The sequence below is a fragment of the Aeromonas sp. Y318-1 genome (assembly GCF_027706125.1).
GTDB lineage: Bacteria > Pseudomonadota > Gammaproteobacteria > Enterobacterales > Aeromonadaceae > Aeromonas > Aeromonas hydrophila.
This window is the reverse complement of record NZ_JAPDCM010000005.1, coordinates 161,092-184,625: the sequence shown is the minus strand read 5'-3', so window position 1 is coordinate 184,625 and position 23,534 is coordinate 161,092. Positions and strand designations below refer to the sequence as shown.

Sequence of the window (23,534 nt, the reverse complement as noted above, 5' to 3'; positions counted from 1 at the left end):
GCGGGCAGGCACGAAGACGGTGCAAGGAGGGCACCGGGCCGCACGGGCATGCCTTCGCGGCTGACATCGATCAGCGAGGGAGCAAGCCTTGGGCGGACGGGCGCTCAGCAAGCAGCCGGGTACGAGTCGCTGTGGCAGAAACGAAATTGCAGGTGATGGCAGCTCAACTGCCACCGGTGCAGATAACCGAAGTAGTCGCTCAGTTGTCTGAGGTAGATGAGGGGCAGGAAGAACAGCAGGCCGCAGAGCAGGCCGAGGATATCGTGCTGGAACCAGGCCAGCAGCACCTGATAGAGCTCGGCTTGAGCAGCCCCTTCCAGCCGTCGCCCCTGCTCGAAGCTGAGCCGCCACTGGCCGCCCGGCGGCAGGCTGACGCTGTTGACCAGCCCGGGATCGGCTGGCTCATGCAACTGCATCGAGGCGCCCTGGCCGACCGCGGCCTGACGTACGGCTGCACCGACCTCTGCCGCGGCGAAGGCGGCAAGCCACAGAAGGCAGGCGATGGCGAGGGCCATCGGCCAGGTCGAGCGTCGGCCAGCGGGTGACAAGCAGGGAGTCCCTTCTTTAAAAGAGGATTCAGCGAGGCCGAATATATCACAATTCATCTTTTTATTGAATTTGAAACCCTGCAAACACCCACGAATTGATACTAAAGCCCCTCGTTATCAATAAAGCCGGCAATTAAAAACCACAATGAGAGCAAGGAACACCCTCTTTGCCCTCACGGTGACCCTCACGCCTGCACAAAGGCTGGGTGGTAGCACACTTCGCCACGAGGCATGGCGGCGCCGAACGAGCGAGCCATGAAGTACTCCGCCGGCACGCCGGGCAGCGTCAACCCCGGCTCGGACACGAAGCCGAAACGGCCGTAGAAACCGGGCTCCCCCAGCACCACGCAGCCGGCCGCCCCCATCCCCTTGAGCTGTGCCAGACCCGCGTCCATCAGCCGTGAACCCAGCCCCCTGCCGTGCAGCGCAGGAGAGACCGAAATGGGGCCAAGACCATACCAGTGCGGGCTGCCATCGCTGATGGTCACCGGCGAGAAGCAGAGGTGGCCGACCACCTGCCCCTCCAGCTCCGCCACCAGCGACAGGCTGAGCGCCCCGGCCTGGCGCAAGGCACGCACGATCCGCTGTTCGTTGTGAGCGGTATGGGGCGCCTTGAGGAACGCGGCCATGGTCAGCGCCTCAATGGCGTCGTGATCGGCGCCCGCTTCGGGCCGAATGATGATGTTCATAGGGATTCTCCGTTTGTTCTCTTGCAATGGATGGCCTGATCAGGCGGCCTGCAGGCAGCAGATCACATAGCCGTAGCTGCCCAGGTATTGGCGGTGGATGGCCACTTCCCGGCTCAGATCCTGCCAGGCGGGGCTATCCCCCAGCTCGGCGCGATGGCGCGCCAGATTGTGCTCGATAGGGTCCAGATAGTTGTGCCAGGCCCTTTGCGGCAACTGGGTGTGCGACAGACAGCGATAACCCGCCTCTTGCACCGTCTTCAGCAAGCCCGCCAGCGTCTGCATGGCGGGATAATCCCGTTGCCAGAACGCCAGCGCCTCCTCCGGCGGCGTGTCCGTCAGCCACACCAGGTCGCTCAGCACCAGGCAGGCAGCAGGACCGGCAAGGTACGGCCGCCATGCCTGCAAGGCGTTGGCAACCCCGATGGTGTAGGCGCTCCCCTCGGCCCAGATGAGATCGGCGGGGGCAAGGTCTGCCGGCAGCGCCACCATGTTGGCGCACAGGGTAGTGACCTGACTCAGCCCCGCCGCACTGGCGCTGCGGGCCACGGCGGCCAGCGCCTCCTCGTCCAGATCGATGGCCACTATGGTAGCGTCCGTCACCTGTGCCAGCGCCAGGGTGGCGGCGCCGCGCCCGCAGCCCATGTCGAGGATCCGGCGAGGCTGGCTGGGCAGCGCGGCAAACTGTTGCTGGGTGAAGAGGCTATCGCCCGGCCCCCAATAACTCATGCCGTCCAGCAGCAGCTTGAAATCCCGGATGTAGCGCTCATGTTCGTTCATGTCTTTGCTGAGCCACTGCAGGTGGTAACGCTCTTTCTCACTGAATCCCTGCTTCATCACCCAGGCAAAGTAGGCCTGCGGGGCTTGATGCTGCAGTTGCCGCTGCCAGGCCTTGAACTCGTCGCCGGAGTGCGCACGCAAACCGGCGAGATCCGCCAGCAGATCCCGGGCGCGCTGCATCTGCGCCAGCTCTTCATCCAGCTCCCTGACCCTGGCCTTCAGCGTTGCCTGCTCCAGCTCGCCCGCCAGACAGGCGAGGCACTGCTTGAGGCTGAGGCCGCCGGCCTGCAGGGCCTGTACCATCCGCAGCCGCTGCAGATCTTCATCGTCGTAGTGGCGATAGCCGTTGGCGGCTCTCGTGCCCGCAATCACCCCCAGCTTTTCGTAATAGAGCAGGGTGGAGCGGGCCAGGCCGCAGCGCTGGGCCAGTTCGGATATTTTCATGACAACCACTCGCTGAGGGGTCCGTGACCCGATGAAGGGAAGCTTAAACTGTGAAGCAATAGACGGGTCAACGGCAACATCCGGGTTCACACCATAAAAAAACGGCCACCCTGAGGTGGCCGTCATCGGCAGCAAGAGAGACTCGGGGATCAGAGGCCGGCGGCCTCCAGATGCTCCACCAGCAGCTGCACGCTGCGGTTGCCGCGCCACTCGTTGACGTCGAGCCGGTAGACCAGCCGCACCCGCTTCACCGAAGCATCGGGCCAGCGCTGCAAGTCGACGCCAAAGGCGATGGCATCCACCGCGTGGCCGGAATCCGTGGTCAACATCATCTTGAGATGCTTATCCCCCACCAGCCGCTGCTGCACCAGCACGAATTCGCCATCGAACAGCGGCTCGGGGAAGGCCTGGCCCCAGGGGCCTGAGGCGCGGATCAGCTCCGCCAGCTCCAGACTCAGTTCATCGGGCAGCAGCTCGCCATCGGTGAGCAGCACCCCGGTCAACAGCTCAGGCGTCACCAGCTCGCCGATGACCGCCTCAAAGGCACGACCGAAGGCCTCGATATTGGCCTTGGGCAGGGTCAGCCCGGCCGCCATGGCGTGCCCGCCAAACTTGCCCATCAAGCCGGGGTGGCGGGTGTCGAGCAGTTCCAGCGCATCGCGCAGGTGCACCCCCGGGATGGAGCGCCCGGAGCCCTTGAGCTCGGTCTCGCTGCTTTCGGCAAACGCGATGACCGGGCGGTAGTACTTCTCCTTCACCTTGGAGGCCACCAGCCCCACCACCCCCTGATGCCACTCGTCCCGGTGCAGCACGATACCCGACGGCACCTCGCCGTCACGAAAACGGATCTGCTCCAGGGTGGCGAGCGCCTCCTGCTGCATCCCCTGCTCGATCTCCTTGCGCTCCTGGTTGAGGCTGTCCATTTCGGAGGCGAGCTGGCGTGCCAAGTTGATGTCCTCGCTCAGCAGGCAGGCGACCCCGAGCGACATGTCGTCGAGCCGGCCCACCGCGTTGAGGCGCGGCCCCAGCGCAAAGCCGAGATCGGCGGCGCACAGGCGACGCCCGTCGCGGCCCGACACGTCCACCAGCGCCTGGATGCCGGGGCGGCAGCGGCCAGCCCGGATCCGCTGCAAGCCCTGATGGACCAGGATGCGGTTGTTGCCATCGAGCGCTACCACGTCGGCGACGGTGCCAAGCGCCACCAGATCCAGGTAATCCGCCACGTTGGGTGCGCGCAGCCCCTGGCGCTCATACCAGCCGCTCTGGCGCAGATGGGTGTTGAGGGCCGCCATCAGATAGAAGGCGACCCCGACCCCGGCCAGCGACTTGGAGGGGAAGTCGCAGCCATGCTGGTTGGGGTTCACTATCGCGTCGGCGTCAGGCAGCTCCTGGCCCGGCAAATGGTGATCGGTAACCAGTACCTGCATGCCGGCCGCCTTGGCCGCCGCCACCCCGGCGATGCTGGAGATGCCGTTGTCCACCGTAATCAGGAACTCGGCGCCGCGGGCCACCGCCAGCTCGACGATCTCGGGGGTGAGGCCATAACCGAACTCGAAGCGGTTGGGCACCAGAAAATCGATGTGGCGACCGCCCATGGCGCGCAGGGCCAGCACGCACAGCGCCGAGCTGGTGGCGCCGTCGCAGTCAAAATCACCGACGATGAGAATGCGTTTTTGCGCCGTCAGCGCCTCGGCCAGCAGCGGCACCGCCTGCGCCATGCCGAACAGGCGCTGGGGCGGCAGCAGCTGGCTGGCGCTGCGCTCCAGCAGAGCGGGATCTTCGACCCCGCGGCTGGCGAAGATTTGACGAAGCAGCGGGTGCAGGGTGGCAGGCAGATGGGAATCATCAACTCGCGGACGACGACGGATTAGCAGGGGCATTGATGTGATCCAGTATCTTGAGCAGTTGTTCAGGGCTCTGATAACCGCGCACCAGGTCGCCATTTGGCAGGACCCAGCTCGGCAGCGCCTTGATCCCGAGCCACTGGCTCAGGCCGATATGATGGGCAAGGATCTCATTACAGCCGGTCTCAGGCAAACGATCACTGAGATCCAGTGCACCGAACTGCCGGGGATCGCACCAGCGCGCCTGCGCTTCGGCCAGCTCGGCAAAGGTACCGAGCACCGGCAGCAGTTGTACGCTGACCCCCCTCGCCTGCAGGACCGGCAGTTCTGCCAGGGTGGTGCGACAGCTGCTGCAGGCGAGATCGGTGAACAGGGTGACGCGATGGCGCTCCTGCTCGGCCCGCAGCTGTACCCGCCGCTCGCCGATCTGCGCCAGGGCCAGTTGCCGCTGCTGACGCAGCCCCAGCATGGTGAGGTTTTTCATGTCGTGGGCCAGATCCAGCATGGTGCCCTGCAGCACATAGTCGCCCCTGGCATCGGTATAGAGCAGTCCCTGGGCGGTGCCCAGCATGTAGAGACCGGGCATGGGGGTCTCGTCCACCAGATAGACCTGTATCCCGAGCCGTTGCTCTATGGTCTGCTTCAACAGTTGGGGATCCATCCCCGCGCTGGCGGCAAAAGAGCCCAGCAGCATCATTCCCAGCAGTAAATATTTCACTCTTTTACTCACTTGGCATGAACGAATGGACTCACAAGGTAACTCAGTGAATATTCTCTCCTCAACCGCTTAATTACCGATTGATTAATAGCGAGGGCCGCAAAAAAATCCCGATCTGACAGGTTGCCAATCGGGCAAAGGCCCAGCAAGCTAACCGGGACGACAGGAAACACGACGGTCATCCTCTGTTTTCCTGAAGCTTTAATTATTCAAATACCGGTGCGGCGCTGGCCGTACCCTGCCCATTTTTGGAGGGGAAAATGAGTCTGATTCAAGAGTTCAAGGCCTTTGCGTCCAGAGGCAACGTCATCGACATGGCGGTCGGTATCATCATTGGTGCCGCCTTCGGCAAGATAGTCTCCTCCTTCGTTGGAGACGTGATCATGCCGCCCATCGGCCTGATCCTGGGGGGCGTGGACTTCAGCGACCTCGCCGTGACCCTGAAGGCCGCCGAGGGGAGCACCCCGGCCGTGGTCATCGCCTACGGCAAGTTCATCCAGACCATCATCGACTTCCTGATCATCTCCTTCGCCATCTTCATGGGGCTGAAGGCCATCAACACCCTCAAGCGCAAGCAGGAAGAGGAAGCGGCCCCGGCCGGCCCGACCAAGGATCAGGAACTGCTGACCGAGATCCGCGATCTGCTCAAATCCCAACAGGGAAAATAAGCGCCAGCTCCTGTCGTGTATTCGAAAAAAAACCGCCTTCTGGCGGTTTTTTGTTGCCGGTCAGGCGCGCGGATGGTGCTGGCCGTGCAACGCCTTGAGCCGCTCGTTGGCCACGTGGGTGTAGATCTGGGTGGTGGAGAGATCCGCGTGGCCCAGCAGCATCTGCACCACCCGCAGATCGGCGCCATGGTTGAGCAGATGGGTGGCGAAGGCGTGGCGCAGGGTGTGGGGGGAGAGCTCGCCCTGGATGCCGGCACGCTGGGCATAGAGCTTGATGCGGTGCCAGAAGGTCTGACGGGTCATCATGCGTGCCTGCTTGGAGGGGAACACCACGTCCGAGCTGGTGCCGCCCAGCAGCAGGGTACGCGCCTCCCGGTAGTAGCGCTCCAGCCAGTGCACCGCCTCCTCCCCCATGGGCACCAGTCGCTCCTTGTTCCCCTTGCCGACCACCCGCACCAGCCCCTGGCGCAGGCTGACATGCTCGGCGGTCAGCCCCACCAGCTCGGAGACCCGCAGCCCGGTGGCGTAGAGCAGCTCGAGCATCGCCTTGTCCCGCAGCTCCAGCGGCTCGTCCACCAGCGGCGCTTGCAACAGCGCCTCCACCTCGGCTTCGCTGAGATCCGATGGCAACTTCTTGGGCAGCTTGGGCCCCTCCAGCAGCACGGTGGGGTCGTCGCTGCGCAGCTTCTCCCGGTTGAGATACTGGTAGAAACGGCGCAGGGCCGACAGGAAGCGGGCCGTGCTGCTGGCCGCAAACTGCTGGTCCACCCGCCAGGCGAGATAGTGCTGGATGTCGTCCAGCCCCGCCAGCAGCAGGGAGCCCCCCTGCTCGTCGAGCCAGAGGGAGAACTTTTCCAGATCGGTGCGATAGGAGCTGACCGTGTTGTCGGAGAGGCCCCGCTCCAGCCAGAGGGCGTCCAGAAACGGCTCGATCAGGGGTTGGGATTCAGACTTGCTCATGGTACGCCGCGCTCAGGGGAAACATGGCCCATTGTAACGTGCCGACCCACTGCGGCCGCAAGTTGCCGTTGTCCATCGCCCGCCAGGCGGTGAAGCGCGCCGGGCAATCTGCTAGACTGACGCCCTCCCCCGGGCGCCACCCTGCGGTTGCCCGCTCCCATTGCCGACTGCGATCAAGAGAAGAGCGATGAAGATAGGTTTGTTTTACGGCTCTACCACCTGCTACACCGAGATGGCCGCCGAGAAGATCCGCGCCCTCATTGGCCCCGAGCTGGTTGATCTCCACAACATCAAGGATGTGCCCCTCACCCTCATGCAGGAGTACGACATCCTGATCCTGGGCATCTCCACCTGGGACTTCGGCGAGCTGCAGGAAGACTGGGAATCCCGCTGGGAAGACATTCAGGATGTCGAGCTGGAAGGCCGCATCATCGCCCTGTTCGGCATGGGCGATCAGCTGGGTTACGGCGAATGGTATCAGGATGCCCTCGGCCTGCTGCACGATCAGCTGGTCCCCAAAGGAGTCAAGCTGGTGGGCTACTGGCCCAACGAGGGGTACGAGTTCGATGCCTCCAAGGCGCTGATCGACGATGGCCGTCACTTCGTCGGCCTGGCGCTCGACGACGCCAATCAGTACGACCAGACCGAATCCCGTATCGAACAGTGGGTCGACCAGATCCTGAGCGAGATCCACGAGCTGCTCTGACGCAGGGTTGCCTGACACCAGTGGCGATGGCCCCCGGCCATCGCCCTCTCCCCGCACGGCATGACGAAGAAGGCCTGCTGAAAGGCCCCCTTGAACAAACGTCAGCTGCGACGCTTCCCTGACTGCCGCCCCAGGTTTCGGGCTGCCGGGCGCATAAATCGCTCCGATTTTCTCAATCGGTATCATCGCATGACGCTATAGCGACTTTTTTGTGCTGGTCTGCAACAATGGAAACGGTACCCCATAACAATCACAGCCGGGTATCGGAAGCAAACGGACAGACCAGAATAAGGAAATTCTATGACCCCATTCTCCCTGTTGGCCCCCGCCATCGCCCGCGACGTGCTCGATCACGCGCTGGCGCTGGGTGCCGACTTCGCCGAGCTGTTTGTGGAGCGCAAGCGCCGCAACCAGCTCAGCCTGCTCTCCAGCCAGATAGAAAACATCAGCGGCGGCCTCGATTTCGGTATCGGCGTGCGCCTGTGCTACGGCCACAAGGTGCTCTATGGCTACACCAACCTGGCCAGCCGCGATGAGCTCTTGCGCATCGTCAGCCTGCTGGCGGCCAAGGACCGGCGTGACCCCGTGGTGACCGCCACCGCCTTCGACTTCAGTCGCCTGAGCGATCGCAACCCGGTGGCCTTGCCGCTGTCGGCCGACAAGCTGCTGGAACAGAAGATCGCCTACCTGCATGCCATGGATGCCGCGGCCCGCGCCGAGAGCAACAAGGTGAGCCAGTTTGCCGGCAACGTGCTGGGCTGGGAGCAGGAGGTGGAGATCTTCAACAGCGAAGGGGTGCAGGTGAGCGATCGCCGTCACTACAACCGCATCATGGCCCAGACCATCGCCGCCCTTGGCAACGAACAGAGCGTGGGCTATGAAGCCCCCGGCGCCATGATGGGCTGGGAACACGCCGCCGGCGTGGATCCCCGCGAGCTGGCCCTCACCGCCACCCGCCAGGCACTGGTGAAGCTGGGGGCAGCCCCCTGCCCGAGCGGCAAGCTGCCGGTCATCATGGAGAGCGGCTTTGGCGGCGTCATCTTCCACGAGGCATGCGGCCACCTGCTGGAGACCACCTCGGTGGCCAAGAAGGCCTCTGTGTTCCACGACAAGATGGGCCAGCTCATCGCCAATCCGGCGGTCAGCGCGGTGGACGAGGGGCTGCAAGGCAACGCCTGGGGCTCCATCAACGTCGATGACGAGGGGATGGCAACCCAGCACACCCAGCTCATCAAGGATGGCGTGCTCACCGGCTTCCTGGTGGACCGGATGGGGGCCCTTCGCACCGGTTATGCCCGTACCGGTTCCGGGCGGCGCGAATCCTACAAGTTCGCGCCGGCCTCGCGCATGCGCAACACCTACATAGAGCCGGGCAATCACAGCCTGGACGAGATGCTGGCAACCGTGGAGCACGGCATCTATGCCAAGCGGATGGGCGGCGGCTCGGTGCAGCCCGGCACCGGAGAGTTCAACTTCAACGTGCAGGAGGCCTACCTCATCGAGGGGGGCAAGATCACCCGGCCGCTCAAATCGGCCACCCTGATCGGCACCGGCCCGCAAGTACTGAAGGAGATCTCCATGGTGGGGCGCGATCTGGCCCTCTCCGCCGGCATGTGCGGCTCGGTCTCCGGCTCGATCCCGGCATCCGTCGGCCAGCCACCGCTCAAGGTCGACAATATCCTGGTCGGAGGGAACGCCTGATGAGCCAACTCGACATGAACCAACTGCTTGCCCGCCTGCTGGACCAGGTCGCCGATCTCGGTGCCGAGGCGGACATCATCGCCAACCAGGACAAGGCCTTCTCCCTCAAGGCCGACAAGGGCGAACTCAGCGAATACAAGGTCACCAGCAGCCAGCAGATCGGCATTCGGCTGATAAAAGAGGGCCGGGTCGGCATCGCCTATTCGGAGTCCCTCGACGAGTCTGCGCTGGCCGCCATGCTGCAGGATGCGCTGGATGCCAGCCGCTTCGCCAAGGTGGACCCGGATCAGACCATCGCCGTGCAGCAGAGCCGGCTCACCACCGACTGCGCCGAGATCAACCAGCCCGACACCACCCCCGTGGAGGAGAAGATTGCCCTGGCTCTGCGCCTCGAGTCGGACATGCTGGCACTACCGGACGTGACCGGCGCCCCCTACAACAGCTTCTTCGAGGGAGAGGGCCGGCTGTGGCTCGCCAACAGCCAGGGCAGCCTCTGCCAGCATCAGGCGTTCAGCGTCGGCTGCTACAGCTCCGCCCTCATCGAGCGCGACGGCCGTCAGTCCATGTTCTCCCAGGGGCAATATGAGCGCCGCTTCGATGCGCTGGACAGCCAGACCCTCATCCGCCAGATCCACGCCGTGGCCGACGGCCTGCTGGCGGGAGACGCGGTGCCGAGCGGCCACTACAGCGCCATCTTCGACACCAATGCCCTGGCCAGCCTGTTCGGCTGCTTCCAGGCCGCGCTGTCGGGCAAGTGGGCCCAGCAGGGGATCAACCCCTGGCGCGACAAGCTGGGCCAGTCGGTGGCCTCCCGCTGGCTCACCCTGGAGAGCCGGGCCTATATGCCGGGCGGCATGCACATCAAGGCCTTCGATGGCGAGGGTGCCCCCACCCGGGATCTGCTGCTGATCGGCGAAGGGGAGCTCAAAACCCTGCTGCACAACAGCGCCACCGCCCACCACTTCGGCCTGGCCAGCAACGGCTCGGCGGCGCGCAGCGCCCGCAGTGCGCTGGACGTCAGCCCGCGCCACCTGGTGTTCGGGCTCGGCCCCCACAGCGAGACCGAGGCGCAAGGCGGCGAGTACCTGGAGCTGGTCAAGCTGGACGGCCTGCACTCCGGCGCCGATGCGGTGAGCGGCGACTTCTCGTTCGGTGCCTCCGGCTTCCTGTGTCGGGACGGCGTGCGGGTGGCGCCGGTGCGCGGCATCACGGTGGCGGGCAACTTCTATCGCCTGTTGGGTGAGCTGGAAGCGGTCGCCAACGTGCTGCACCACGACGATGGCAAGAGCTTCTATGCGCCTCTTATCCGCTTCGGCGGGCTGAGCATTGCAGGCAAGTAACTGTATATCGAAGGAAAAAACCTCCAGCCCCCCATCAGAAAGCGGCGCCATCAGGCGCCGCTTTTTTAGCTCTGGCGCCCCTCATGGGCCGCTCCTAACCTCTAGGAAGCTGCCTGCGAGCTGCCGCCAGAGGCCGTCAGCAAGGAACAGCGCCGCCGGTCGCATCGGCCGGAACATGCTGGAGATCACCAAGATGGACAATACCCTGGTCTGGGCCGACATTCCGACAAAGGATCTGGATCGCGCCATGGCCTTCTACTCGGCCCTGCTCGACGTGCCGGTCACGCCGATACAGGAGGAGATCCGCTTCGCCATGTTGCGCCACGATGGCAACAACGCGGCGGCCTGTCTCGGCCCCATGGACAAGTACCACCAGCCGGGACACACGGGCCCCCTCATCTACCTCGCCCTTGGCAAGCGCCTGCAGGAGGCTGAACAGCTGGTGCCCAAGATTGGCGGACGGGTGCTCGAGCCCCTGCACAGCATCGGCAGCGGCCATGGCTCCCGGGTCATCATCGAAGATACCGAGGGCAACTGGCTGGCCCTCTATGCCCCTCCCGCCAGCTGATGACCGGTGGCAGAGCCAGAAACAACAACGGCGACCTCATGGTCGCCGTTGTGCATTAGCCAGTATCCCCGGTCATCAGACCTGCGGGTTGAGACGGGTCGGCATGCCGGTACGCTGTTCCAGCACCTGCTTGACCACATTGGAATCGCTGTCCATGTGGGCGATGAAGCGGGTGGTGGCCTGGGTCATGGGCAGCGGCACGGAGGCGGTGGAGTTGAACTCCTCCTCGTTGCGTGACAGCGGCTCGTGCACTTCCATGTAGCGACCGCCATCCGGCTCGACCGTGGTCTTGACCGGCTGGTTGACAAACTGGACGCGAGTGCCGACCGGCACGTTGTCGAACAGGTACTTGATGTCGTCGGCGCGCAGACGCACGCAACCGCTGCTCACTCGCAGACCGATGCCGAAGGTGGCGTTGGTGCCGTGAATGGCATACAGGTTGCCGATGTAGAGCGCGTGCAGACCCATGGGGTTGTCCGGGCCGGCCGGCCAGACCGCCGGCAGGGTCTTGCCCTGGGCGGCGTAGCGGCGACGGATGTTTTCAGTCGGGGTCCAGGTCGGGTTGGCGCGCTTGCGCTCCACCTTGGTGATCCAGTTCTCCGGGGTGTTGACCCCCAGCTGGCCGATGCCGATGGGCAGCACCTGTACCACGTTCTTGCCTTTCGGGTAGTAGTAGAGACGCATCTCCGCCACGTTGATGACGATCCCTTCGCGGGGAGCGTTCGGCAGGATCAGCTGATGGGGGATGACCAGTTTGCTGCCCGCCTTGGGCAGGTAGGGGTCGACACCCGGGTTGGCTTCCATGATGTTGGTCAGACCCAACTGGAAGTCGGAGGCGATCTGCTCCAGCGGACGGTTGTCCGCGGGTACCACGTACTCCTGGTTCTCACCGATCAGACGGCTGTTGGCTGCAGGCAGCTGGTATTCAACGGCGGCGGCCTGCTGGCTGACCAGCGCCAGAGTACATAAAAGAGCCGAAGCGGCAGTGCGAAGGGGATTCATAAAATTCCTGTGTGGTTTCCTGTACCAAGTTGGCCGACGGCCATTTCATCCTCGGTCTGGCCCGTGACGAGTCACCTTGCGTCCGAGGTCGATTACCGAGCGCGCATTCTTTCCTGAGTCGGCCAAAAATTCAACGTCGGGATCGCTCTTTTTGCATGAAAAAGCGCATCCAGCGCCGCTGACGCCGCCTCTTGTCACCCTTGCCACCCTAGCAGCCACAAACTGAGCGCAAGCTGAACAACAGGGAGGCCATCGAGCCCCCCTGTTTCATCACGGGATCACCCTTGCCCGCCGAGCAGGGCCGTCACCGTCCCGGCGATGGCGGCGCGAGCATCGAGCGCAGCCATCTCGTCGGCCAGCAGCCGGGCCCTGGCCCGATAGCGCGGCTCGTGCACCAGCTTGCGCACCGCCGCCGCCACCGCGTCCGCCGTCGGCTCGTTGCTGTGCAGATTGATGCCGGCGCCGCTCCACGCCACCCGGGTGGCCACCTCCGCCTTGTCCTCCCCGGTGCCCGCTACCACCAGCGACACCCCGTGGGCCAGCGCGGCCTGCACCGAGCCGTAACCACCGTTGGTCACCAGCACGGCGGCGCGGGGCAGCGCCAGTTCGAACGGCACGTGTTCGGTGACGATGGCATTGGCCGGGACGGCGGCGCCGAGCCGCGCCGGATCCCGCCCGCCGGTGGTCAGCAGCAGTTGCAGCTCGTCGCCAGCCAGCCCCTGCATGGCCGGGATCAGCAGTTGCCCCAGATCCACGTTGGCCAGGGTGCCCTGGCTGACGATGACCAGCGGCCGCTCATCGAGCCGCTCCCACCAGGGCGGCGGCGTCAGCGCAATCCGGGGTGGCAGCAGCGGGCCGACATAACGGATCACCCCCTCCAGCTCCGGCCGCTCGTATTCAAAGCCGGCGCAGGAGAGCTGCAAAAAGGCATCGGGGGCCGTCACCATCACGTCGGTGAAGGGAGCCGTCAGCGGCGGCGCCCCCGCCTCGGCCAGCGCGGCATCGAAGCTCTGCTGAACCTCTCTCTGCAGTTGCCGGGTCGGCTCATCGAGCCAGGGCAGCTCACCAAGGGAGCGGCGCAGCTCGGGAGGAATGCGCGGGCCGTAGAAAATGGCATCCGGACTCGAGCAGGAGACCGGGTTCACCCCCAGCATCAGGATGGGAAGGCGCCGCCCGTCCCCCTGCTGCAACAGCGGCAGCACGCCGTAGAAGCCGTTCTCTACCAGCAGCAGATCCACCCCCTCCGCCGCGATCAACGCCCGCAGATGGCGGTCGTGCTGCGCCATGGGGGCGGCGAAGAAGCGCTTGAGCGCCAGCGCCATCTGGGCGGTACCGCTCAGGCTGGCCCGCTCGGGAAAATGCCGCTCCAGCGCCCGGTAGTCAAAGTCCACCTCGGGGGCGAAGGGCACGAATTCGGCACCGGCTGCGCGGATGCGCTGCTCGAACAGGGCGCCGCACAGCATCAGCACCCTGTGCCCCTCCTCCACCAGCAGACGGGCCGCCGCCAGCATGGGATTGACGTGGCCCGGGGTGGCGGTAGCCGCCAGCAAAATGGTCGCCATCACGCCGCCCCTTGCGGCGCCAGCACCGGGTTGAGACAGACCGGGCTGGCCTGGATGTGGACCCGCTGGATGTGGCGGGCCGAGCGGGCCGTGAACCCCTCGCGGCCGTGCAGCAGGCCGAGGTTGTCGGCGATCACCACGTCCCCCCCTTGCCACTGGTGGGCATAGAAGTAGCGCGGGTCGTAGAGCCGCTGGTGCAGATCCTGCAGGAAGGCGGCCTGCTCGGCCGGTGCCACCCCCTCAATCTCGAGGGCATGCTGGTTGAGAAAACGCACCCCCTCGCGCGGCGGCTCGTTGTAGCGCAGCACCGTCTCACCGCTCACCGGGTGGGGCACCAGCAGGGGCGAGCGCACCTGGCCGCCGTAGTGCACCACCTGCTTGATGCGATAGGTGATGTGCACCCGCTCCCAGCGGGCCAGCCGCTCGCCGTCGAGCTCGGTGAGCAATTGGCGGGTATTGATGAAGGTGGTGCGCCCCCCTTCGTCCGCCGCCGGGGCATGCACGCAGTGAAACAGCTGGAACTCGGGCAGGGTCGGCTTGTACATGCCGTCCCAGTGCAGCGGCACATAGCTGGAGTCGAAGATGTGGTCGGTGGCGTTCTCGTGCTCTTTCACATCCAGCACGGCGCCGAACGGCCACATCATGATCTCGCCCCACTCCTCGCCGTAGCGGGTCAGCCGCTCGGGATCGGTGAAGCCGGACTCGAACCCGCGCAGGATCAGCACGCCGTGGCGGCGGGCCAGCTCGCGCAGCGCCTCGATAGCCAGGCTCTGCACCGGCTGGGCGTTGCGGGCCGGTTCAATCAGCAGGCCGAACGGGGCCTGTGGCAGGATGCGGCAGCGCTCGCCGCCGAGGGTAACGATGGATGCAGTCATGGGAAACTCCTCAGGCGGCGGCCTGCTTGCCATTGATCAGGTAGTGGCTCGGACGGCCGTGGATATGGACCAGCTCATGCTCCATCGCCAGCACGTCGCGCCGCTTCATCAGCACGAACTGGCCATCCAGGTTGGCCGCCACCCCGTGCCAGGGGGTGAGCCAGTCATCCCGGGTCGGCAGCATGTGGATGCCCATCTTCAGGCTGTGGCTGGCCTGGGGGTGGATGGAGAGACGGATCGCCTCGGGGAAGCGCTCAGCCAGCAGGTTGCCCCAGGCGCGGCTGCGCTGGATCACCGCATGGGTGCGCGCCTTGGCATCCCGCTGCAGCGCCGTGTTGGAGAGCGGAGTATCCGGCAGCTGGCTGTCTTCATAGAGGAAGCGGGTCATGGCCCGATAGAGGCGAATGCCCTCCTCGGTGCTTCTCACCTCTTCCGTGATCTGTGCCAGCGGCTCGGCATAACGCTCCACCAGCTGTTCGCGCAGGGTGTCGAAGTCGCGGCTGGCGCAAAACTCGGCCATGCCCGCCACCATCCCTAAGTGGAAGACCCCGAGGTGAGTCGCCCCCAGCTCCAGGATCAGCTGCTCGATGTGGGCCTGATAGGCGTCGATGGCCGGGTCTGCCACCCGGATGAGGTCACCGAACACGTGGCCGTCCGAGCAGATGAGGATCCGCATGCCGGGCGCGTAGTGCAGCTGGATGCGCTGGCAGAGGTGGTTGAGAAAGCTGAGGGAGAGCCGCTCCGCCATGTCCGGCAGGGTGCCCAGCACCTTGTTCGGATTGGGCGACTTGGTGGGGAAGGCGGGCAGCACGCAGGTGATGGTCTCGCCCCGCTCGATGAAGGCCTGCAGACGGGGGATCTGGATGGCGGCCACCTCTGCTTCCTCCTGCTGCCGATCCAGAATGGGATCGGGGAAGCGGCGGCGATAAGGCAACAGCTCGGCAAATATATTTTGGGCAATATGACGGGAAGATAAACCACTCATTATTCCGGCTCCTTTGGCAGGATTAAAATCAATAAAGATGACTCTTTATCAATGCGTCCAGTCTCTGTCGTTATTATTTTTGTATCCGTTTGCTACCCAAACGAATCGAGAGGGGACAGTAGCCGAGATGAAGTCAGGCTATCAATTCGCCATTGATGTAAACAGATTCAACCCGCAGCGAATAATCTATTTCGCATAAGCTAAGTTGAACTATACATATGAATAAAAACAGATTTTATTTAAATTGATGCGTATCAAATATCACCAATCAGAAAAGTTCCCCAACCGCTTTATTATTCAGTCACAAATTGACTCGTGGATTATTTAGCACAACTTAATAGTGATATTTTTTCATGGCGGCAATCCTGACCATTTCGCTGTAAATATCGCAAATAATTATCCAGCTACATATTAAGCAGGCGAACAGAGTGCAGCCACCGCCGCGCAAGAGGGGGAATGACCGGGCGAAATGACGCGTCGCAGATCTGCTGCGCCATCGCCATACGCTTTCATGGTGGCGGCCCCGACCGGGGCCGCAATGGTGTGCAAAGAGCGCCTAAGCGCTCCCTAGGTAGTCGAGGGCCGCCTGCCAGCCCATCTGGTAACCCTGCTCCAGCCGCCCCCGGTCGGTGGTCATCCGGCCGACCCGAAAACCCGCCGGCGGCACTATGACCCGGATGCGGCAATCGGCCGGCGGCTGGCGGATGAAGTCGATGGCATCGTTGTAGCTTTGATGACGCGACAGGCTGGCGCGAGCCAGGGCCGGCGTCTCGCGCAACAGGTAGCGATGCAGGGCGGGCAGGCGCGGTGCCCGCTTGCGATAGCCCAGCGGGCGGGAGAGCACCACTGTGATGTCGCGCGCCCCCTGCTCATAGGCGTGGCGCACCGGAATAGAGTCGGCCACCCCGCCATCCGTCATGGCCTCCCCGTCGATGCGCACGAAGTCCCGGTAGACCAGCGGCACCGAGCAGGAGGCCTTGATCTGCTGCTCCAGCTCGGCGGCGTTGGCCTTGAGGTAGGCGGCCTGGCCGTCCGCTACCCGGGTGGCCACCACGGTCAGCGGCACCGGGTTGGCGGCAAAGCGCGCCAGATCGAGCCGGCACTCGCGGATGGTGATCGCCCACAGCCAGTCGAGATCGAGCCAGTGGCCGCCGCGCAAGAACTTGGCCAGGTTGATGAACTCAGGACGGCAGGAATAGTCGGTGATGACGTTGTGGTTGCGCCCCTGCTGACCGGCCAGAAAGGCCGCCAGATTGACCGCCCCGGCCGACACGCCGATGCAGTGATCAAACGCCGTGCGGCCCTTGGCCAGAAACGCATCCAGCACCCCGGCGGCGAAAATGCCGCGCATGGCGCCCCCCTCGACCACCAGGGCCGTCTGTCGCCGACTCATCTTGCCTCCCCGTTTTGCTCTGTGAATGGTCTCACACTTTGGCCCATTCAGAGCCCGGCTGCCGGCCGGGATCCCTATAATGGGCACGCCTTCGCTCCCCATGAGCAAGGTATAACTTATTGATGCTACGGAATATTACAATGAAAAATATCAGCAAATCCCTACTGGCCGCTGCCATTTCCCTCGGATTGATGGCAGGCTGTAACAGCCAAAATGACTCCGAGACCCCGACCCCCATGGTTCGCTTCGCTACCTTCAACCTCTCCTTCGATCGCACCGCCGCCGGCATGCTCGCCGGTGAACTGGCCCTGAGCCGCACCGAGCAGGATGCCCTGCTGGCCCGCCTCGCCGATGGCACCTTGAGCGGCGCCGAGAAGACCAAGGCCCTCGACGTGCAGCAGATCCGCAACATCGCCGAAATCATCCAGCGCACCCGGCCGGACGTGTTCCTGCTCAACGAATTCGACAATGACGGCCAGGGCAGCGACACCACGGACCTCAAGGCCTTCAACGACAACTACCTGGCCCATGCCCAGCACGACGAGGTGAAGGCCATCAGCTACCCGGTGCTGCAGAACTTCGCCACCAACACCGGTCTGATGAGCGGCCATGACCTCAACCTGGACGGCAAGATCAACAACGGGCCGGACGACGCCTGGGGCTTTGGCAACTACCACGGCCAGTATGCCTTCGCCGTGATGTCCCAGTACCCCATCGATACCAAGCAGATCCGCACCTTCCAGAAATTCAAGTGGAAGGACATGCCGGGCGAAGTGAACCCGGTCATCGACGACTGCAACAATGCCAAGGCGCCGATCCCGGCCGGCCGCCAGTGCGGCGATGCCTGGTATGACGACGCAGCCTGGCAGGCCTTCCCGCTCTCGTCCAAGAACCACGCCGACGTGCCGGTGCGCATCAAGCGCGGCAACAAGGAGGAGGTGGTCCACTTCCTCATCTCCCACCCGACTCCGCCCATCTTCGGCAACGCGGCGCGCCACAACGTCAAGCACAACCGGGCCGAAGTCGCCTTCTGGCAGGATTACGTGGAGACCGCCAGCTACATGGTGGATGACGCCGGCAAGGCCGGTGGCCTGCCCGCGGGCGCCAAGTTCGTCATCGCCGGCGATCTCAACGCCGATCCCCAGATTGGCGATGGGGATCTCACCGCCATTCAGGATCTGCACAACCATGTACTGGTCAACCAGGCCGTCACCAACGGCGCCCTGATCCCGGTCAGCCAGGGCGGCCCCGAGTGCCTCGCCAGCCAGCCGGATCAGTGCAAGCGCAACAACAACCGCCCCACCCCGGAGCGCATCACCAGCAGCAGCGGTCTGCAGCTCGACCACGTGCTGCCCTCCGCCAACCTGAACGCGGTCGCCTCCGGCGTGTTCTGGCCGGCCAGCTTCGAGCCGGGCTACCATCTGGTGTATGACGCTAAGCTCGGCATCGCCAAGGGAGTCAGCTCGGATCACCGCCTGGTATGGGTCGACTTCAAACTGTGACAGTGACGCAGAGCAGATAAGCAACGGGGCCCACAGGCCCCGTTTTCATTGGATCGTCATACCAGCTTCTCCACCCGGGCCGGCAGCCCCTGGCGGGCCGACGAGCCGATGGCCCAGTCCACCAGGGGGTAGCGGCCATGGCGGCTGGGATCCAATACCGCCAGATCGTTGAGGTTGACCCCGGCTCCGCGCAGCGGGTTGGCAACCACTTTCTGGCCGTCTATCCAGTGCTCCCGCGCCCCCAGCTCCTTGTGGCCGAAGCCGTGCTCGATGGCGATGGCATCGGCCTGCACCCCGGCCACGCACTCGGCCACCCCGATCACGCTGCCATCCGGGGTGCTGACCCGTACCCGGTCCCCGCTCTCGATCCCCAGCTGCGCCGCCGTCTGCGCATTGAGCCGCACCCGGTTGCTGGGGTTCACCTGGCGCAGACGATCCGAGCCGATGCTCATGGAGCTCATGGTGTGGGACTTGTAGCTGGTGAGCAGCAGCGGCCACTGGGCCGGCTTGAACGCCTCATTGAGCGGCGTGCCGTCCGCCAGCTGGGGGCGGAAGAAGCGCGGGGTACCGCTCAAGTATTGCCCGCTCTGGCTGTGACGGCGGCTGCCCACCTCGGGGTTCCACACCATCAGCGGCTTGGGCCAGCGCTTGCTCGGTTGACCCGCGTCATCGCGCCCCTGGGCCGCCGGCTCGAAGCGCCCACCGCGGGCGAAGAGATAGGCGGCGCGACCCGCCTCCTCCGCGCTCAGGGTGGCATTCAACACCGGCAGGATCCGTTCCACTCCGGACCAGGCGAGATCCTCGAGACCTATGGCGGGCACCGGCTCGCCGAGATAGGCAACGTTGGCCGCCCCGTAGAGGGAGAAGTCCGCCGCCTTGTGCAGGGCATGCACCTTGCCGTCCACCCCTTTGAGCGCCCCCTCGCCAAAGCCCGGCAACCCCAGCCGTTTGGCCACCGCGATAAAGAAGGACTCCATGCAGACCGGATCTCCCTCGGCGGTCTTGGCGACACGGGGCTCCACGATGGGCCAGCGGCCGGTGGAAACCTTGGTCATCACCCCGTGCCAGGCGGTGGCCCAGCCCCAGGACTCGTAGGTCAGGGTATCCGGCACTAGGTAGTCCGACAGCGCCGACGACTCGTTGATGAAGCTGTCGATGCTGATAAAGAGCGGCAGCACCTTGGGGTCTTTCAACTGCTCGCCTATGGCCTTGCTGAGCCCGGCCTGGCCGTAGAGGGGGTTGCCCATGTGGTTGATCCAGGCCTTGAGCCGGTAGGGGTAGCCGTTCACCGCCGCGGTCAGGTGTTCGCCGAGCAAGGGGCCCGAGATCGGGAACCAGGGCTCTTGCGCCGGATAGGGATTCTGGCCCGCCTCGCGCTTGCGCCGATACTCAGAAGTCTTCTCGTAGGGGAACTTGGAGCGCGACAGGAAGACCCCGGCGGGCTTGACCATGCCGGGGAAGCTCGCCAGATCGTAGCGCGGCCCCGCCCCGAAGGGATCGAACTTGCCGCCGCTCGCCACGGCGCCGCCCCTTGCGTTCAAGTTCCCGATCATGACGTTGAGCATCATGATGGCCCAGGCCGAGTAGAAGCCGTTGGCGCTCATGGTGCCGCCATGGGAGACCACCGCCGCCCGGGTGCCGTGGCTGGTGAACTCCCGCGCCAGCGCCTCGATATCGCTCACCGGCACGGCGCACTCGGCGCTGTATTGCGCGAGGGAGTGCTCGCGGCACGCCTCGGCCAGCAGCTGGAAGCTGCTCTTCACCATCAACTCCCCCTTTGGGCCCTCAATGGGGCGATCCACCCAGAGGTTGGCCCGCTCGCACTGGTCGGCGGGTCTCGGCTCGCCGCTGCTCGCCTCCTCTACCAGCATGGCGTCCCCCTCTCCATAGGCTTCCCCCTCAAAGGGCAAGCCAAGATCGCTGGCCCGCAGCATCTGGCCAAAGCGTGGGTGGGACTCGTCGCAGAGTACCAGGTGGCTGGCGTTGCAAAAACCGCGATAGCCGGCCCGCTCGGCGGCAGCGGCATTGGGTGCCGTCAGGAAAGACTCGGCGTAGCGTTGGTGGTCGATGATCCAGCGCAGCATGGCCATGGCCAGCGCCGAGTCGGTGGCGGGGCGGATGGGCAGCCAGCGGTTGGCGGGGGCGGACGGCATGTTCACCGTGTTGGGCAGGCTGGGGGCCACCACCACGTAGGAGAACGGTTTGCCCGGTCGCGCCCGGTTTGCCGCCAGCTGGCGGGACTGGCGCTTGAAGGGGTTGCCCGATTGCTGGGGCGAGGTGCCCATGAACAGCAGGAAGTCGCTCTCGTCCCAGTCCGGCTTGAGGTGGGCGTTCTTCTCCAGATCGTCCAGCAGGGCGCCGGCGCCGACCCGGAACGACAGGCCGCAGTAAGCGCCGTGGTTGGCGAAGTTGCGGGTGCCAAAGCTGTTGAAGGTAAAGCGCTTGATGAAGTGATCCCGCCCCTCGTCCGAGGCGTTGCTCACCAGCAACTGGTTGGCCCTGGGGCCGTACTCCGGGTTGGCCGGGTCGAGCGGATCGGCGAGGTTGCGAATGGCCCGCAGCCCCTCAACTTGGCCCTCGCCAAACAGATCGCCCCCCTCCACCACCTCGGCCACCAGCTGCTCGAAGGGGATGCTCTGCCAGCGGCCGCTGCCACGGGGTCCCACCCGCTTGAGACAGCGGGTGACTCGCTGCGGGCTGTCGAGCTGCTCCAGCATGGCGTTGCCCCGGGCGCAGGCGGTGGAGCGCCCGTCCAGCCCCCCTTCCTGGTAGCCGCTGGTAGTGAGCAGCGCCTGCTTGACCGGGGTCTTGAAGTCGATGTGATGGCGGGCGGAGAGGGGGTGATAGGGGTTGCCCAGGATCCGCACTATCTGGTCGCGCTCGTTGTCGATGCGAGCCCGCACTCCGCACAGAGTCCAGCAGCCGAGGCACATGGTGTTGGCAACCCGCTGGGCCGGGTTGGGGTGCAACTCCCCCCGCTCGTCAACCCGGTACTCCACGGCCAGCGAGTTGCCATGGATGGGATCCCGGGTCGGCTTGCCCGAGCTGCCGGTGATGAGGCCGCTCGCCACCTGCTTGAGGGTGTCGCTGTAACCGGCGACGAACAATCCGGTGCCGCTGGCGATGGCGGCGCCCTTGAGAAACTTGCGTTTGCTGTGATCCATCAGAGTGCCTCGCGTGCAAAAGGAGTGGATGCCTTGATGGCGGGGGAAACAGAGGGGCGCACCAGCTCCGAGAGGGCCACCAGCAGGGCCAGCAGCAGACCGAAGGTGCCGAGAATGCCGAGCACACCGGCCGGCCCCCAGGCGATTTCATAGAGATAGACGCCAGCCCCGTACTTGGGCGCGAGCTGCCCCTGGATCAGCACCAGCCAGCGCAGGCCCCACACCAGGTGCAGCCCCAGCAGCGCCAGCCCCCAGAGTGCCAGGCTGGCAGAGATCCTTCGCCGCAGCAGCATCAGCAGGCTGGCCAGCCCTAGGGTCAGCAACAGCCAGTGGGCCGCCAGCCGCCAGCTCGGATCGAGCCGATAGAGGGCTGCGGCCTCTGTTGCCGAAGCGCCGCCAAACAGGGCCCAGCCCAGCAGGGAGAGCGCCAGCAGGCCTAACGTCCAGCCGCTCTGGCGCAGCAGGGTCGACTCGGTCTGGGCACGCCAGCCCGCCAGCAAGCGATTGAGCAGCAGCAGGGCACTCTGGGCCCCCAGCACGGCGCTCAGGGTCAACAGCCAGGGCAACCAGGGGGTATGCCAGAGCGGGCGCGCCGCCACCGCCATGGTCTCAAGCCCGGTGTAGAGGGCGATGCTGAGCCCGCTCAGGGCGGCCAGCAAAGAGAGGGGCCGCAGCCAAACGTGCCCCGACCAGCTTCCCAGGCAGAGCAGCCGGGCAAGGCGGGCTATCTTGTCCCCTTCTGCGCCGCGCCGGGCCAGGGCAGGCCTTAGCAGCAGCCAGCCGAGCAGCATGGAGAGCAGGCTGAACAGCGGCAGCAGATAGGCGCCATACCACATGACGGAGCCAAAACGCGTCTGGGCGTAGAAGTGCCAGGCCCGGGCCGGCTGGTGCAGATCCGCGGTCAGGGCGATGGGAGCCACCAGACCAGCCCCTACCATCAGCACCGCCGCCAGGGTCTGCAGCCGCGGGTCCGGCGCCTTGCGCCACAGCTCAAACGCGCCGAGCCAGAGGGCCCCGTAGGCGAGGCCGATGAGAAAGAAATATTGCACCGCCCAGGGCAGCCAGGTGATGGGCTGAGCCGGGGCCAGCAGTTCGTTAATGACCATGGGCTATCTCCTTGCCATCGTCGGTGAGCAGGGTGCGCAGGGCCGGGTTGCCGTCGACCTTGCTGACGAAGGCCTCGTCCATGCCGAGATAGAAGACCCGCGGCTGGGTATTGGCCTCGGGCTTGAGCACCTTGAGCGCCGGCTCGTGTTGGCGCAGCAAGCGGCTTATCCGGCTCGCGGGGTCGTTCAAATCGCCTATGATGCGCGCCTCGCCGACACAGCTCTCGACGCAGGCGGGCAAGAGCCCCGCCTCCAGCCGATGGGCGCAGAAGGTGCACTTGTCGGCGGTGTTGGTCTCGTGGTTGATGAAGCGGGCATCGTAGGGGCAGGCCTGCACGCAGTAACCGCAGCCGACGCACCAATCGTTGTTGACCACAACGATGCCGTCATCGTGCTGGAAGGTGGCGCCAGTGGGGCAGACATCGAGGCAGGCGGGCTCGGCGCAGTGGTTGCACAGCCTCGGCAACATCAAGAGAGAGGCGGGAGCCTCGAGGGCGGCCACGTCGCTCACCTCGTACTGGCTCACCGTGGTGCGAAACTGGCCGAGGGGAGGCTGGTTTTCGATGGTGCAGGCCACTGTGCAGGCCTGACAGCCGACGCAGCGGCGCAGGTCGATCAGCATGCCGTAACGCTTGCGCCCGTCCCCCCGGCTGATGGCCGCCCGCCCGTTGCGGGGAGCGGGAACGGACTGCGCCTGAACCTGGGTGACGGGGATCAGGGCCGCCCCTGCGGTGAGGGCGGCGATCCCGGATAACAATCGGCGCTTGCTGGGCTCCATGGCGTCTTTCCTTCTGCTGAGCTGGCTTGAAAGGGGTTGGGCCGATTGTCCTCAACGCAGGAAGTCGTCTCTATTGTGGTTTTCCACATACCGGGAGCCGGGTTGATCCAGCGCAATAAAAAATGCCCCAGCCCTGCTGAACTGTGACCGGGGCGGCGTTTGCCGCCCCTCCCGGCCCCGTTCGCGTGCAAGCGCGCGCCCCGG

At 65.0% G+C, this 23,534-nt stretch carries 20 protein-coding genes; 6 read left to right on the top strand and 14 right to left on the bottom strand.

Translation table 11 applies throughout. From position 1 onward, the window contains the following. Positions 1-104 precede the first annotated feature (104 nt). From OKB87_RS09665 to OKB87_RS09645, 5 genes are all read right to left on the bottom strand, one after another. Positions 105-548: a hypothetical protein gene (locus OKB87_RS09665; protein ID WP_235194988.1), complete on the bottom strand. Its 444-nt coding sequence runs from the start codon at positions 546-548 to the stop codon at positions 105-107. A 185-nt stretch (positions 549-733) separates the two neighbouring features. Continuing rightward, entirely contained in the window at positions 734-1,237 is a 504-nt protein-coding gene (locus OKB87_RS09660) for a GNAT family N-acetyltransferase (protein ID WP_270827260.1), read from the bottom strand. Between the two features lie 39 nt (positions 1,238-1,276). Beyond that, on the bottom strand, positions 1,277-2,458 hold the full coding sequence (locus OKB87_RS09655; RefSeq protein ID WP_270827258.1) for a MerR family transcriptional regulator: 1,182 nt from the start codon (positions 2,456-2,458) through the stop codon (positions 1,277-1,279). A 149-nt stretch (positions 2,459-2,607) separates the two neighbouring features. Beyond that, on the bottom strand, positions 2,608-4,338 hold the full coding sequence (recJ, locus tag OKB87_RS09650; protein WP_270827257.1) for a single-stranded-DNA-specific exonuclease RecJ: 1,731 nt from the start codon (positions 4,336-4,338) through the stop codon (positions 2,608-2,610). Beyond that, positions 4,304-5,020 (bottom strand): disulfide isomerase DsbC N-terminal domain-containing protein, encoded by a 717-nt coding sequence (locus tag OKB87_RS09645; protein WP_270827255.1) that lies wholly within the window; start codon positions 5,018-5,020, stop codon positions 4,304-4,306. The genes recJ and OKB87_RS09645 overlap by 35 nt, the downstream gene beginning before the upstream one ends. A gap of 260 nt (positions 5,021-5,280) precedes the next feature. Between OKB87_RS09645 and mscL the strand changes: the two genes are divergently transcribed. Continuing rightward, a complete protein-coding gene (gene mscL / locus OKB87_RS09640) occupies positions 5,281-5,688 on the top strand; it encodes a large-conductance mechanosensitive channel protein MscL (RefSeq protein WP_017409264.1) in 408 nt (135 codons plus the stop codon). A gap of 60 nt (positions 5,689-5,748) precedes the next feature. Here mscL and xerD read toward each other — a convergent pair whose 3' ends face one another. Beyond that, the gene (xerD, locus tag OKB87_RS09635) at positions 5,749-6,648 is read right to left on the bottom strand and encodes a site-specific tyrosine recombinase XerD (RefSeq protein ID WP_270827254.1); all 900 of its coding nucleotides are present in this window, start codon (positions 6,646-6,648) and stop codon (positions 5,749-5,751) included. 187 nt (positions 6,649-6,835) lie between these two features. Between xerD and fldB the strand changes: the two genes are divergently transcribed. From fldB to OKB87_RS09615, 4 genes are all read left to right on the top strand, one after another. Next, positions 6,836-7,354: a flavodoxin FldB gene (fldB, locus tag OKB87_RS09630; RefSeq protein WP_011707047.1), complete on the top strand. Its 519-nt coding sequence runs from the start codon at positions 6,836-6,838 to the stop codon at positions 7,352-7,354. A 300-nt stretch (positions 7,355-7,654) separates the two neighbouring features. Continuing rightward, a complete protein-coding gene (locus OKB87_RS09625) occupies positions 7,655-9,055 on the top strand; it encodes a TldD/PmbA family protein (protein ID WP_270827253.1) in 1,401 nt (466 codons plus the stop codon). Beyond that, positions 9,055-10,395: a TldD/PmbA family protein gene (locus OKB87_RS09620; RefSeq protein ID WP_270827252.1), complete on the top strand. Its 1,341-nt coding sequence runs from the start codon at positions 9,055-9,057 to the stop codon at positions 10,393-10,395. The genes OKB87_RS09625 and OKB87_RS09620 overlap by 1 nt, the downstream gene beginning before the upstream one ends. Positions 10,396-10,570: 175 nt before the next feature. Further along, complete coding sequence (locus OKB87_RS09615; RefSeq protein WP_252411254.1) at positions 10,571-10,963, top strand: VOC family protein; 393 nt, start codon at positions 10,571-10,573, stop codon at positions 10,961-10,963. A gap of 75 nt (positions 10,964-11,038) precedes the next feature. Here the strand turns inward: OKB87_RS09615 and OKB87_RS09610 are convergent, their stop codons facing one another. The 5 genes from OKB87_RS09610 to OKB87_RS09590 all read right to left on the bottom strand — a co-directional run bounded on the left by OKB87_RS09610 (position 11,039) and on the right by OKB87_RS09590 (position 16,780). Continuing rightward, a complete protein-coding gene (locus OKB87_RS09610) occupies positions 11,039-11,965 on the bottom strand; it encodes a L,D-transpeptidase family protein (protein ID WP_011707051.1) in 927 nt (308 codons plus the stop codon). A gap of 278 nt (positions 11,966-12,243) precedes the next feature. Beyond that, complete coding sequence (locus OKB87_RS09605) at positions 12,244-13,527, bottom strand: glycosyltransferase (RefSeq protein ID WP_270827251.1); 1,284 nt, start codon at positions 13,525-13,527, stop codon at positions 12,244-12,246. After that, positions 13,527-14,402: a TauD/TfdA dioxygenase family protein gene (locus OKB87_RS09600; protein ID WP_270827250.1), complete on the bottom strand. Its 876-nt coding sequence runs from the start codon at positions 14,400-14,402 to the stop codon at positions 13,527-13,529. Before OKB87_RS09600 ends, OKB87_RS09605 begins: the two co-directional genes overlap by 1 nt. 10 nt (positions 14,403-14,412) lie before the next feature. Then, entirely contained in the window at positions 14,413-15,387 is a 975-nt protein-coding gene (locus tag OKB87_RS09595; RefSeq protein WP_016351701.1) for an L-tyrosine/L-tryptophan isonitrile synthase family protein, read from the bottom strand. Between the two features lie 556 nt (positions 15,388-15,943). Further along, positions 15,944-16,780, bottom strand: a complete 837-nt coding sequence (locus OKB87_RS09590) for a patatin-like phospholipase family protein (protein WP_049048193.1) — start codon at positions 16,778-16,780, stop codon at positions 15,944-15,946. Positions 16,781-16,920: 140 nt separating this feature from the next. Here OKB87_RS09590 and OKB87_RS09585 point away from each other — a divergent pair, with 140 nt between their 5' ends. Continuing rightward, positions 16,921-18,282, top strand: a complete 1,362-nt coding sequence (locus OKB87_RS09585) for an endonuclease/exonuclease/phosphatase family protein (protein WP_270827248.1) — start codon at positions 16,921-16,923, stop codon at positions 18,280-18,282. A 56-nt stretch (positions 18,283-18,338) separates the two neighbouring features. Here OKB87_RS09585 and OKB87_RS09580 read toward each other — a convergent pair whose 3' ends face one another. Genes OKB87_RS09580 through dsrO form a run of 3 tightly spaced genes read right to left on the bottom strand, consistent with a single transcriptional unit; the run spans position 18,339 to position 23,330 of the window. Continuing rightward, entirely contained in the window at positions 18,339-21,446 is a 3,108-nt protein-coding gene (locus OKB87_RS09580) for a tetrathionate reductase subunit A (protein WP_270827247.1), read from the bottom strand. Beyond that, positions 21,446-22,552: an NrfD/PsrC family molybdoenzyme membrane anchor subunit gene (nrfD, locus tag OKB87_RS09575; protein ID WP_270827244.1), complete on the bottom strand. Its 1,107-nt coding sequence runs from the start codon at positions 22,550-22,552 to the stop codon at positions 21,446-21,448. Before nrfD ends, OKB87_RS09580 begins: the two co-directional genes overlap by 1 nt. Then, on the bottom strand, positions 22,542-23,330 hold the full coding sequence (gene dsrO / locus OKB87_RS09570) for a sulfate reduction electron transfer complex DsrMKJOP subunit DsrO (RefSeq protein ID WP_270827243.1): 789 nt from the start codon (positions 23,328-23,330) through the stop codon (positions 22,542-22,544). Before dsrO ends, nrfD begins: the two co-directional genes overlap by 11 nt. Between the last annotated feature and the right edge of the window lie 204 nt (positions 23,331-23,534).